We start from the raw sequence: 12,597 nt of genomic DNA on the forward strand, positions 1-12,597 counted from the left end.
GTTAAATATTGTTAAGCTCCCTTTATGGCCTGATTATAGGGTTAAATTTGTGCAATGTCGAAAAGTAATATCATACTAATCGTTGTGCTGATGTCTCTGGCCAGCTTTGGTCTGATGGGATTCCAACTGTATTGGGTGAAAAATGCGGTTAGGATTAATAATGAGCGATTTGAGCAAAACGTTCACCAGGCACTATCAAACACTGTAGATAAATTGGAAAAAGGGGAGTCGTCTGCCGCATTTGATTATATCATTCAGGACTCAATCATGAGTAGAAGCCTATTCGAAAAAATTGACCCGATTGATTTTAGAGATATTGCAGTTAATTCCAGACAGATTTATAGATCTAGGCCTTCTCTGGTGGACTCGTTCTTTCAGGAACCAGCCCCCAAAGTAAGCCAAACTTTCAGAAGGATCCTCGAGTCAAGAGGGTTGGATATGAACCAACTTGAAGACTTGGAGACTTTTTTTGCTTACATGACTCCCGAATTAGCGTCTAAAATGTTCACCCCAGATGAAATGGAGGTGCTTCTTCAGGAAAAAGAACGTCAGTTACAATATATTAATAGAGTAGAGAATTCGGCCAAACAAGAAATCACGTCTAAACAAGAACCTTACTTCCAAGAAGTTGTCAGGGAAATAAATCTTGATCCCAACCTGATCGAGAAAATCACCAAAGCAAATAGGAAGATCGAGTTCTTCAACAGGATGTGGAGTGAAATGGCGGCCGGTCAGCAAGCAATTTTAGATCGGTTAGATACAGCGCAAGTCCGACAATTGCTGAAAAGCTATCTGATTGAACAGAATATTTACGAGGATTTTGAATTGGGGTTGCTCAAGGAAGATGGGTGGCTACTTTCTATAGGCCCTGTAAAACAGAAATTTGTCCTCAGCCAAAAAGGAATCCAGGCAAAACTTTTCCCGAATGATATATTCGGGAAAGATAATTACCTGACTGTTTATTTTCCCCGCAAAAACACCCGTGTGATCCGAGAAGTCTGGCTGCCGATCACTAGCTCTATCCTGTTTATTGTGGTGATCATTTCCTGTTTTATCTATGCCATTAAGGTGATTATCCGTCAAAAAGCACTATCGGACACAAAGAATGATTTCATCAATAATATGACCCATGAATTTAAGACTCCTTTGGCTACGGTGAGTCTGGCTGTGGAGGCACTCCAAGATCCCGAATTGTCCAGCCAGGACAAGTTCCGATCAAGATATCTGGGTATCATAAAGGATGAAAATAAGCGCCTGGTTTCCCAGGTAGAAAACGTTCTTCAGGCCGCTGCGTTGGATAAGAAGGATTTTAAGCTAAAAATTGAATTGTTGAACCTGGCAGAGATTTTAGAAAACACAGTTGATCATTTTGGGCTTCAGGTAGAGAAAAAAGGAGGTCAAATTACCTTTGTCAATGAATTGACAGATCCAATGGTGGAAGGAGATCTTTTTCATCTCACCCATATTTTCAATAATCTGCTGGACAATGCAAATAAATACTCCCCCGAGAACCCAACGATCAGCATTGAGGCAAAAGATGATCCCGAACAAGTTCATATTACCATAAAGGATGAAGGAATAGGGATGAATAAAGATGCACAACGGAAAATTTTTGATAAATTCTACCGGGTTCCCACCGGCAATGTACACGATGTCAAAGGCTTTGGATTGGGACTATCTTATGTGAAAACTATGCTGGAAGCACATAAAGGGGGGATTCAAGTAAGTAGCGAACTTGGAAAAGGAAGCTCATTCACCATTAACTTACCTAAGAAACAATGAGTAAAGCAAAACTATTAGTGGTCGAAGACGATCCAAACCTGGGAGATATCCTACAGGAATATTTGGAAATGAAAGGTTATGAACCTACGCTTTGCCGGGATGGTGAAGAAGGTTGGAATAAATTCAAGAAGGGAAAATATGATCTTTGCCTTCTCGATATTATGATGCCGAAAAAGGATGGATTTACGCTTGCCAAGGAAATTAAGAAAGTGGAAGAAACCCTTCCCATACTTTTCCTTACCGCAAAAAATCAAAAAGACGACATCATCGAGGGGCTCAAAATAGGCGCTGATGACTACCTGACAAAGCCATTTAGCATGGAGGAACTCTTGCTTCGCGTAAATGCTATTCTGCGGAGAACGCATAAAAATGAGGAGGTCAACCCATTGAAGGTTTATTCATTTGGTGGATTTGTACTACACTACGATGAACAATTCTTGGATGGTCCAAAAGGCCGCCACAAGCTAACCTCCAAAGAAAATGAGCTTATCCGCTTACTGGCTTCTGAAATCAACAACCTTGTAAACAGAAGCCATGCGCTCAAGCAAATTTGGGGAGATGATAGTTATTTCAATGCGAGAAGCATGGATGTGTATCTAAGCAAAATCCGTAAAATCCTGAAGGACGATCCAAAAGTCCAGATCATCACTGTACACGGCGAAGGCTTTAAGCTGATCGTGAGTGATAGCTAGTAAAAACAAGGTAGTGAATTCACTACCTTTTGCTTTTTGTTCGTTTATAGAAGAAGCCTTTTTGGGCTATTGCTCTTATTTTACAATTTACAAAGGAATCGCTAATCCTACCCTAAATCCGACTTCCCTTGGATATGGGCTCTGGTACCGAAATTCTGTACTAAGTCCTAAACCTTCAATTATTCGTATATACGCTCCAACGCCCACATTTGCTCCTTTTTGATTTCTTTTAGTCCCCGCACCGTCTGGCTGGGTATCTACCCATGTCTGGCTATAGCCTGCCATGAAATACAATTGAGATGGCCCATCTGATACGTAATAGCGCAGATCAGCACTTAAATTACTTTCCTTGCCCACCTCTGGAAAAACAAATGTAAAACTTGGCATCAAAGCGAATTTGTCCACAAAGAAATATTCAATTCCTGCTCCGACCCCGAAATTACTATATCTCAACCCGTAGGTTCCATAACCGTGAAAGCGAGCATTTCCCTGTTCTTGCGTTTGTGACAACGCGACAAAAGAGAGCATAAAAGCGGTGCAAAAAATAAAGAAACTCTTTTTCATGTGTTTATAATTTGTCTTTTAAGGGTCATATGGAATCTCGCATGCATAATAATCATCCCGGTGTGAGACGCTTGAGTCATGCTCGATTTCATGCGTTTATATTTTGGTTTTTATAGGCCATAACCTCTCCCGATCCCGCACCTGATTGCCATGACAGGTGCGTTACATTCACCACAGGCAGCCTCAATTTCATTGGTCCGGATAATTGGCATTCGGCAAGAAATTAGCTGGTGCCAACTTAGAAAACAAATTTTAGGACATCAATTCTGCGACCTCATTTTTGTTTGCCAACTGCCCACAGGCTGCATCAATATCCTGTCCACGTGACTTTCGGACTTTAGCGATAATCCCCTGTGATTCCAACACACGCACATACATATCCACAGCTTCCTGCTTCGCCTGACGGAATTCTCCTTCATCTATCGGGTTATATTGGATTAGGTTGACTTTGGACGGAATAATCTTACAGAATTTTGCCAACGCCCGGGCATGAGGCTCATCATCATTAATACCATCCCAAATCACATATTCATAAGTAACCTTGCGTTTGGTTTTATCATACCAATATTTCAATGCTTCCCCCAATTCCTCCACAGGATTGCTGTCATTGATGGGCATTAGCCGTGATCGGGTTTCATTGATTGCTGAGTGAAGCGAAACAGCCAAGTTGAATCGGACTTCATCATCGGCGAGTTTACGGATCATTTTGGTTACTCCTACAGTAGAAAGAGTGATTCTTCTTGGAGCCATGCCAAGTCCTTCAGGTGAAGTGATTTTATCAATTGCTTCAAGGACATTTGCGTAGTTGAGCAGGGGCTCTCCCATTCCCATAAAAACAATATTGGTAAGTGGTCGATTAAAGAATTTTTCAGCCTCATCCTTGATAGCCACTACCTGATCATAAATTTCATCAGGATTCAGATTTCGCATGCGTTTTAACCGCGCTGTCGCGCAAAAATTGCAATCCAGACTACAGCCCACCTGAGATGAAACGCAGGCAGTAATCCTTTTGGTGGTCGGAATCAAAACTGACTCCACGATCTTATTGTCATAGAGCTTTACCGCATTTTTGATGGTGCCATCAGAAGAATGCTGCATCAAATCCACGAGAATGTGGTTGATTTCAAAATGAGCCTTGAGTATTTCCCTTGTGCTCAGCGATATATTGCTCATGTCATCGAAATTCTTCAGAGACTTATTCCAGAGCCATTCATAAACCTGCTTGGCCCGGAATTTTTTCTCACCATGAGCTAAAAAGAATTCTTCCAACTGTGTCAGGGAAAGCTTACGGATGTCCTTTTTCATCTGATTATAAGTGTTTTAAAATGGTCAGATGGAATCTTTGACGATTAAAATAATCATTGCCCTGTGTGTTTTAATGATGATTTTAATCGTGTCGATTTCATATGATAATTTGCTTTTAGCGGCCATATGGAATCTCGCACCACGTATAATCATGCCTCTGTCTGCCGCCAAGCAGGCTTGGTTTCTGAATTGATTCCATTATGCAAAGGTAAGATAATCTGAAGTATCAAGAAGCTCGATCAAAAACTTAAGAAGAAGGCAGTAGAGTTTAGATATTCTCTGGACCTTTGATACTGAATTTATTATTATTTTGCCTCTTGCTTAGCCTCTATTTTTAATACAAGCTTAATTCACATGGATTTTATACTTCTGATTATTGCGTTCAGGTACCTGCAAACTCATGAGCAGACCAAACAAGTTCACCCTGATTGGCAAACGATTTTCTTTAAATTACTGGTAGCGGCGTGTGCCCTTTTGGTCATTCAGATATCCTTTCAGACTACAAGAAGTTTCCTGAGCTGGATTGCTCATGCTGCGACATTATATATTGTCTATGCAGCATATAATAAAAAGGAGTTTTCACCACTGAAGCATTTTGTCTATGCTTTTTTCCCTTTGGTAATCGTCTATATTTTTCAGGATTTCGCACAACTTATGGCTCCTGTTTTTTATGAGACCTATGAGGCATGGTTTGAGACAGCTGAGCTTTTTGCCTGGATATGGCTGGTAGCGCAATTCATTATCAACCGTAAGCAACGGAAAGCCTTGGAGCTGGAACGGATAAAAGCGGCTCAACAGGAATTACAATTCAAGCAGTCACAGAAATTAAAGGATGCGCTGGAAATTCAGGTAGCAGAACGGACAGCAGAAATCACCGCTCAAAAAGAAGCTCTGGAAAAGACTCTTCATGAACTCAAAGCAATGCAATCCCAACTGATACAATCTGAGAAAATGGCTTCTCTCGGTGAGCTCACAGCGGGAATTGCCCATGAAATTCAAAACCCTCTGAATTTCGTGACTAATTTTTCTGAATTGAACAAGGAGCTTCTGGACGAACTGAAAGACGAACTTGAAAAAGGGGATCTCGATGAAATCAGGGCTATTGTAAGTGACATTGAGGGCAATGAAGACAAAATTATCCATCACGGAAAGCGCGCCGATGCCATTGTGAAAGGCATGCTGCAACATAGCCGAAGCAGTTCTGGAGTGAAAGAGCCTACTGATATCAATGAACTGGCAGACGAGTATCTTCGTCTATCTTATCACGGATTGAGGGCAAAAGACAAGTCATTTAACGCAAGTATGGAAACTGACTTTGATGAGGCTGTGGGCTCTGTAAACGTCGTTTCGCAAGAAATAGGAAGAGTGATCCTGAATTTGGTAAATAATGCCTTTTATGCGGTAGCCGAAAAGAAAAGACAGCTCGAAAAACATGGGGCTTCTGAGGTTGCCAATAAGTACAAACCTACGGTATGGTTAAGTACCAAAAGGGGCGTGAATGGTATAGAGATCAGGGTGAAGGATAATGGGACTGGGATGCCGGATTCAGTAAAAGATAAGATATTTCAGCCCTTTTTTACAACAAAGCCAACTGGGTTAGGAACAGGTTTAGGCCTTTCTTTGAGCTATGATATAATAAAAGTGCATGGGGGTAAATTGACGGTTAGCAGCCATAATTCGGAGTCGGAAATTGGAGAAAACACATGGACCGAATTTCTTATTTTTATTCCCTGTTGATATGAACTTCTATGCCCTGAGAACCAAATACTATGGAAGGTAAGGCTTGTCGGCAATGCGCGATATCCTAAAGGCGGCAAAAACATCTTATCCATTCTATCCGGTCCAGGGGAATTCACCAGATTTGAAATTACATTACCAAAGATATCACCAACACCATGACAAAAATATTAATAGTCGATGATGAGCGAGACGTAGAGTTACTTTTTCGTCAGAAGTTTAGAAAAGAAGTTAGAAGTGGGCTTTTAGAACTCGCATTTGCCTTTTCAGGCAGTGAAGCGCTCAGGTTATTGGATAGCGAGCATCCACCTGAAGTAGTTTATGTTTTTTCCGATATCAATATGCCAGGTATGACGGGATTAGAATTATTGGAAAAGATAAAGCGCCAGTTTCCTGCCATAAACGTAAGCATGATCTCTGCGTATGGAGATACAGAGAACTTTAAAAAAGCAATGGATTCTGGGGCCAGGGAATTTTTCACTAAGCCGATAGACTTTGATTCCCTTAGAAAAGAAATCGGTAAAATAATCAATCAAGAGTAGATCGTTAAGCTATGTCTAAGATACTTGTAGTAGACGATGAGGCAGATTTAGAGATCCTTATCACACAGAAATTCAGGCGTAAGATCCGGACTGGAGAGTACAATTTTGTATTTGCGCTGAATGGCCGTGAAGCATTGGAGATTCTACACGAGCAGTCGGATATCGACATGATACTTAGCGATATCAATATGCCGGAAATGGACGGACTGACCCTATTGACCAAGGTAAAGGAGCAAAACCCTTTGCTTAAGGCAGTGATTATTTCAGCCTACGGAGATTTAAATAATATCCGAACAGCAATGAATCGGGGCGCATTTGATTTCATTACCAAGCCGGTTGATTTTCAGGATTTGGAGATTACTATTGAGAAAACACTCCAACATATCAATCAGATCAAATCCACCCTGACGGCCATGCGGGAAAATAACATACTGAAAATGTATGTGGACGAAACTGTCCTCAATTTCATGGTAGGAAAAGAGTCTGAGACTTCCTTGATGGAAAATGAAATCGTAGAAGCGACCGTGGTATTTGTGGATTTGGTTGGTTTTACAAAGATTTCGGAAAATGAAGAGCCCAATGTGGTAGTGCCTTTACTAAATGAGTATTTTGATCTGATGGTACGTGAAATTATTGATCAGAGAGGTGCCGTAGACAAGTTCATCGGCGATGCAGTGATGGCCGTTTTTAAAGGGTCAGATCAGGTGGAAAGAGCCCTCAGAGCCTGTGTGGCTATCCGTGATAAAATGAATGCCATGCCCATGTACTCCGAAAAATCGAACTTCAGCCCGAAGGTCTCAATAGGGGTGAATTCCGGGGAAATGGTCTCAGGGAATATTGGTTCCCGGTCTTTGAAAAGGCTAGACTATACCGTCATTGGCGATGCAGTGAATATCGCCTCTAGACTCCAACATGCTGCGCTGCCGGGTCAAATTTTGATCCTGGAGAAATGCACCCGTGAAATTTCAGCATTATTTACTTTCAAAGATTTAGGGGAAATTGCCCTTAGAAACAAAGCAAGACCGGTTTCTGTGCTGGAAGTCGTGAAATAGCGCCGCCAAATTGCTTCTTCCTGTTTCTATGCCTTACTTCACTACGTGAAAAATACGCTGATCACGGCCATAGCATTCTTTCGTCTTCTGACTTTTCAGAAAATCATCAACTACGCTCTTTTGGCTTGCTCTTTTCAGCTTTCCAGGATACTTGGCACTCCTATTATTTGGGGAAAACCCACGACACTTTCCATAGAACCTACGACCAGCTGTAACTTGCGTTGTCCGGAATGTCCTTCTGGATTACGTGCTTTTTCCCGTCCAACCGGAATGCTGCAAGAAAAGCTTTTCACAAAAACAATTGATCAGGCAAAAGGACATCTCACTTGGCTTCATTTATATTTTCAGGGTGAACCCTTTCTTAATCCGCGGTTTTTGGAGATGGTATTTTATGCTAATTCCAAAGGTATTTTCACGTCCACTTCTACCAATGCCCATTACTTACAGGAAAATCAAGTTGCTGAAGTTCTACATAGCGGGCTGAAACAGTTAATCGTGTCTATGGATGGGATTACCCAGGACATCTACGAAAAATACCGAATAGGCGGAAATCTGGTTAAAGTGCAGGATGGGATCAACCTGCTTTTGTCTGAGCGGAAAAAATCCGGTAGACCCTTCCCACGGGTTGTCCTACAGTTTCTCATCACAGGGCAGAATGAACATCAACTCCCTGAATTAAAACGTTGGGCTGAAAAAATGCAGGTTGATGAAGTGCAGTTGAAAACTACCCAGATTTACGATTTCGAGAATGGTTCCGCGTTGATTCCTGCAGACTTGGGCTATTCCAGATATGTTCCTGCAGGAAATGGGAAGTGGAAGCTAAAGAAGAAAATGAAGAACAAATGCTGGCGAATGTGGCAAGGGGCTGTAGCTACTTGGGACGGAAAAATAGTGCCCTGTTGCTTTGACAAGGACGCGCAGTACGTTATGGGCGAATTGCAAACACAGTCGCTAGCTTCTATCTGGTTCTCTCTTCGGTATCAAAACTTTAGAAATCAGCTCTTAACTGATCGAAGTCAGCTCGAAATATGTAAAAACTGTACGGAGTAATTACCTGCTCTAAGCGGAAGGAAGATGCTCAACGAAGGAGGGGCGGGGAAGGCAGAGTTTCAGCAGGTTTTTTGGCTGTTCACCCATGGATTATATGTTCAGCAGATGTGGACTTCTGGAAGAGTCCAATAGGTTTTTGGAACTATATTTGGTAGAATTAAGAAATTCATGGATTTTTAATCCCCATATTTGTTCTTGATTCACCGGGACTATATTCTCTATATGATTTCATTTATACGATTCTCACACTTTTTCATATTCATGGCCTTCTTGGCGTTGGCAATTCCCCAGGCTGTTGCGCAAGAATTAAATCAGGCAAGCAAAATCAAAGTTGATGAACTTTCTGATCAACAGGTTCAGGACTTACTGGACCGGGCCTATGATGCCGGACTCAGCAAATCTGAATTTCTCAAGGCCCTGGAAGCCCAGGGAATGCCTGACAGCGAAGTAGAAAAGATGAGGGCGAGGATCGGCGAAGAAAAAAATGATACCGGTCGCATCTCCAAACTGTCCAAGCGGGATGATCGTGAGCAGGTAAATAAGGAAGAAATTTCCCAGGGAATGCTTCAATTTTCTTCTGAATCAGTAAAAAAGCCGAATGAGAATGAAATTTTTGGTTCTTCTCTTTTTTATCAAAAAGACAGGCGTCTAAGTTTTGAGCCAAGTCTGAACCAAGCCACCCCAAAAAGCTATATCCTAGGGTCAGGAGACTTAATTTACATAGATATCTACGGACAATCTGAGCAGTACTATGAAGCTACTGTCAATCCGGATGGCTTTGTCCTGCTGGATAATATAGGTCCTGTAAATGTTGCAGGGAAATCCATTGAAGAAGCCACGGGTATATTGAAAAACAGAATTGGCAAATATTACCCTGGGCTACTCGGCAACAATCCCAATACTTTTTTACAAGTAACTTTAGGAAATGTGGGCACCATAAAAGTACACATTCTCAGTGAGGTACGCCTACCTGGCACGTTTACGCTAAGTGCTTTTTCCACCGTATTCAATGCCCTGTATGCCGCAGGTGGTCCCAATGAAAACGGCTCCATGCGAAAAATAAAGCTGGTAAGAAATAATACGCAAATCGCTGAGATTGATGTATATGATTTATTGCTCAACGGCACAGCCCAGCTTGACCTAAAGCTTCAGGATCAAGATGTCATTTTAGTGCCGCCTTATAGTTCACATGTGAAAATCAAAGGTGAGATAAAACGGCCGATGATTTTTGAGGTGGGAGAAGACGATAATTTAAGCGACCTGTTGCATTATGCCGGAGGATTTACAGACCATGCTTTCAAGGATCGCGTGGCAATCTCTAGAATTACTGGCAATCAACGCTCTGTTTCTGATGTATATCAAAATCAATTTGATATGTTCATCCTCAAAGGCGGGGACGAAATCACTGTCCAGCGGATCCTTGATCGCTATTCCAACCGGGTTCAGATCAAAGGCGCAGTATATCGTGAAGGTACTTTTGCCCTGACAGATGGTCTTACCCTTTCCCAGTTGGTGAAAAATGCAGAAGGACTCCGTGGGGATGCCTATACTACCCAGGCGAGTATTTTACGCACCAAAGATGATCTGGGTACGGAAATGATCCAGGTAAATTTACAGGGGATTTTGGATGGAACCAGCGCTGATATTCCACTCCGTCGCGAAGACGTGGTTCGAATTGCCAGTATCTATGATATCAATAATGAAGAATATGTACAGATCTTGGGAGAGGTGAAAAAACCGGGAGTTTATCCCTATTCTGCCGAGATGAAAGTAGAGGATTTAATTGTAATGGCTGGAGGATTTCAGGAATCTGCAAACTCACAGGATATCGAAATCGCTAGACGACTGGAAGATTCTGACTTGGGAACCCTCGCCGATATCATTCCAACCCAAGTAAATCCAGACTTAGGATATAATCCGGATTCTCCTTCTCTGGTACCATTTGATCAGGTTATTGTGAGAAAAAGGGCAAGCTTTACCATGCAGAAGTTGGTCGCAGTAGAAGGTCAGGTGAATTCTCCCGGAATATTTGCTATCCAAAGTAGTGGAGAACGAATCTCAAACCTGATCAAACGTGCCGGCGGGATCAATCAATTCGCTTATGCCAAAGGGGCTACGCTAATCCGGCGGACCGAATTTTTCAATACAGAATCTGAGCAACTTCGCCGTCAACGAAACCTGGAAGGTTTACGGATGAAACTGGCCGAAGACCCAAGCAATTCCGAAGCACAGGCAGAATTGCTACAGCGGCTGTTAACCGAATCTCCCAATGCCGTATCTCCAGTAGATAATCAGCTGGCACAAACCAAAAAGGAGTCCTTGGACCAGATAGCTTCTGAAACACCCGGATTTGCGGTGAAGCTAAAAGAAACCGAAGCGGTAGCAATCAATCTGGATGAAATTCTGAAAAATCCAGGCTCTGAAAATGATATTTTATTGGAAGAAGGCGATATTCTCTCGGTTCCCAAACTGTTTCAAACCGTGAGAATGCGCGGAGACGTGGTGTATCCTACGACGCTGAGACATGAATCTGGACGTAGCCTGAAGCACTATATAAACGGCGCTGGAGGTTTTGAGCGTCGCGCCAACAGGAAACAAACCTATGTAGTCTATGCTAATGGCGCGGTAAAGCGTACAAAGGGATTTCTGGGAATAAGAAATTATCCTCCGATAGAACCTGGAGCAGAAGTGATTGTGCCAACCAAAGGACCAAAAACACCACTTCGGTTAGGTGAAGTGGTAGGAATCACAACAGGATTGGCCACCTTGGGCTTGGTAATTTCTCAAATCAACTGGTAATGTCAGGATCACAGCATTTCTCGGATAATCAATTTACCTTCAAGGAAGTCGCCCAAGGCTTCTCCGGCTGGATTGCATATTTCATTTCCCAGTGGAAAACGTTAATCCTATCAGGCATACTAGGGATGGCTTTGGGAGCCTTGGTCTCAGTACTTGATAAACCGCTATTCATTGCCAGCACTTCTTTTGTACTAGAAGATGGGGATACAGCAGGCATGGGTCAAATGTCCGGCTTAGCTTCCTTGGTGGGGGTAAATCTCGGCTCCATGGGGGGCACAAGCGGGCTTTTTCAGGGTGACAATATCATGGAGCTTTACCGTTCTGACCGCATGCTTGATGAGGCATTGCTAAGTCCATTTGATGAGAATCAACTACTGATAGACCGGTTTATCGAGTTTGAGAAGATCGATAAACGATGGGCTTCCAAAGTCGATATTGCCGGCATGGACTTTTCTATACCCAGAGAGGACTTTACGGTTTCCCAGGATTCGGTAGTCAAAGAAGTAGCCAAGCTTATCCGCGAGAATCAGCTTTCCGTAGCCAAACCGGATAGGAAGTTGACAATTATCAATGTTAGCATCTCCTCGGAGGATGAAGCTTACGCCAAAGTCTTCAATGAGCGTCTGGTAGAAAACGTAAATGAATTTTACAGAGAGACTAAAACTAAAAAAACCAGTGAAAATCTGGCTATACTCCAGTCCCAGGCAGATTCTGTAAGGAAGATTTTGGATGAGAGCATTGGAGCTTACGCATCTGCTACAGATCGCGTGCCCAATGCAAACCCACTGCTTTCTACAGCTACAATAGAGACAAAAAAGAGACAAATCGATGTGCAGGCTACCGGTGCAGTGTATGAAGAAGTAGTCAAAAATTTAGAAATCGCCAAAGTCAATCACCGAAATAATTCTCCGCTGATCCAGATCATAGATTCCCCGAGATTCCCACTGGAAAGAGACGAAATCCGTTTAGTAAAAGGGATGGTCTTGGGATGTATAATCGTGGGATTATTAACACTTTTCGCACTTTACCTCCGCCGATTGTACCAAAAACATGTGCAGGAAAGCTAACCTATAA

At 42.4% G+C, this 12,597-nt stretch carries 10 protein-coding genes; 8 read left to right on the forward strand and 2 right to left on the reverse strand.

Translation table 11 applies throughout. The features are described from left to right. Positions 1 to 54: 54 nt before the first annotated feature. Positions 55 to 1,782, forward strand: a complete 1,728-nt coding sequence (locus AS141_RS07155) for a sensor histidine kinase (protein WP_057936962.1) — start codon at positions 55 to 57, stop codon at positions 1,780 to 1,782. Further along, positions 1,779 to 2,474: a response regulator transcription factor gene (locus AS141_RS07160; RefSeq protein WP_057936963.1), complete on the forward strand. Its 696-nt coding sequence runs from the start codon at positions 1,779 to 1,781 to the stop codon at positions 2,472 to 2,474. The genes AS141_RS07155 and AS141_RS07160 overlap by 4 nt, the downstream gene beginning before the upstream one ends. An 87-nt stretch (positions 2,475 to 2,561) precedes the next feature. Here the strand turns inward: AS141_RS07160 and AS141_RS07165 are convergent, their stop codons facing one another. Next, positions 2,562 to 3,038, reverse strand: coding sequence for an outer membrane beta-barrel protein (locus AS141_RS07165; protein WP_082632213.1), 477 nt, complete (start codon positions 3,036 to 3,038; stop codon positions 2,562 to 2,564). Between the two features lie 252 nt (positions 3,039 to 3,290). After that, complete coding sequence (rlmN, locus tag AS141_RS07170; protein ID WP_057936965.1) at positions 3,291 to 4,343, reverse strand: 23S rRNA (adenine(2503)-C(2))-methyltransferase RlmN; 1,053 nt, start codon at positions 4,341 to 4,343, stop codon at positions 3,291 to 3,293. Positions 4,344 to 4,697: 354 nt separating this feature from the next. Between rlmN and AS141_RS07175 the strand changes: the two genes are divergently transcribed. The 6 genes from AS141_RS07175 (at position 4,698) to AS141_RS07200 (ending at position 12,590) form a co-directional block, all read left to right on the forward strand. Beyond that, positions 4,698 to 6,080 (forward strand): sensor histidine kinase, encoded by a 1,383-nt coding sequence (locus tag AS141_RS07175; RefSeq protein ID WP_057936966.1) that lies wholly within the window; start codon positions 4,698 to 4,700, stop codon positions 6,078 to 6,080. Between the two features lie 158 nt (positions 6,081 to 6,238). Beyond that, on the forward strand, positions 6,239 to 6,622 hold the full coding sequence (locus AS141_RS07180) for a response regulator transcription factor (protein WP_057936967.1): 384 nt from the start codon (positions 6,239 to 6,241) through the stop codon (positions 6,620 to 6,622). Between the two features lie 11 nt (positions 6,623 to 6,633). Beyond that, positions 6,634 to 7,674: an adenylate/guanylate cyclase domain-containing protein gene (locus tag AS141_RS07185; RefSeq protein ID WP_057936968.1), complete on the forward strand. Its 1,041-nt coding sequence runs from the start codon at positions 6,634 to 6,636 to the stop codon at positions 7,672 to 7,674. A gap of 45 nt (positions 7,675 to 7,719) precedes the next feature. After that, complete coding sequence (locus AS141_RS07190; protein WP_057936969.1) at positions 7,720 to 8,724, forward strand: radical SAM/SPASM domain-containing protein; 1,005 nt, start codon at positions 7,720 to 7,722, stop codon at positions 8,722 to 8,724. 222 nt (positions 8,725 to 8,946) lie between these two features. Then, complete coding sequence (locus tag AS141_RS07195; RefSeq protein WP_057936970.1) at positions 8,947 to 11,523, forward strand: SLBB domain-containing protein; 2,577 nt, start codon at positions 8,947 to 8,949, stop codon at positions 11,521 to 11,523. Then, positions 11,523 to 12,590 carry a GumC domain-containing protein gene (locus AS141_RS07200; protein WP_057936971.1) on the forward strand — a complete coding sequence of 356 codons (1,068 nt, stop codon included), beginning with the start codon at positions 11,523 to 11,525 and terminating at the stop codon, positions 12,588 to 12,590. Before AS141_RS07195 ends, AS141_RS07200 begins: the two co-directional genes overlap by 1 nt. The last annotated feature ends 7 nt before the right edge of the window (positions 12,591 to 12,597 follow it).

Source organism: Algoriphagus resistens (genome assembly GCF_001442615.1).
Classification (GTDB): Bacteria; Bacteroidota; Bacteroidia; order Cytophagales; family Cyclobacteriaceae; genus Algoriphagus; species Algoriphagus resistens.

Bases quoted from the DNA above. Each gene is read 5' to 3' on its own strand.
- AS141_RS07165 (WP_082632213.1), bottom strand. From the start codon at position 3,038: ATGAAAAAGAGTTTCTTTATTTTTTGCACCGCTTTTATGCTCTCTTTT.
- rlmN (WP_057936965.1), bottom strand. From the start codon at position 4,343: ATGAAAAAGGACATCCGTAAGCTTTCCCTGACACAGTTGGAAGAATTC.
- AS141_RS07180 (WP_057936967.1), top strand. From the start codon at position 6,239: ATGACAAAAATATTAATAGTCGATGATGAGCGAGACGTAGAGTTACTT.
- AS141_RS07200 (WP_057936971.1), top strand. From the start codon at position 11,523: ATGTCAGGATCACAGCATTTCTCGGATAATCAATTTACCTTCAAGGAA.
- AS141_RS07160 (WP_057936963.1), top strand. From the start codon at position 1,779: ATGAGTAAAGCAAAACTATTAGTGGTCGAAGACGATCCAAACCTGGGA.
- AS141_RS07195 (WP_057936970.1), top strand. From the start codon at position 8,947: ATGATTTCATTTATACGATTCTCACACTTTTTCATATTCATGGCCTTC.
- AS141_RS07185 (WP_057936968.1), top strand. From the start codon at position 6,634: ATGTCTAAGATACTTGTAGTAGACGATGAGGCAGATTTAGAGATCCTT.
- AS141_RS07175 (WP_057936966.1), top strand. From the start codon at position 4,698: ATGGATTTTATACTTCTGATTATTGCGTTCAGGTACCTGCAAACTCAT.
- AS141_RS07155 (WP_057936962.1), top strand. From the start codon at position 55: ATGTCGAAAAGTAATATCATACTAATCGTTGTGCTGATGTCTCTGGCC.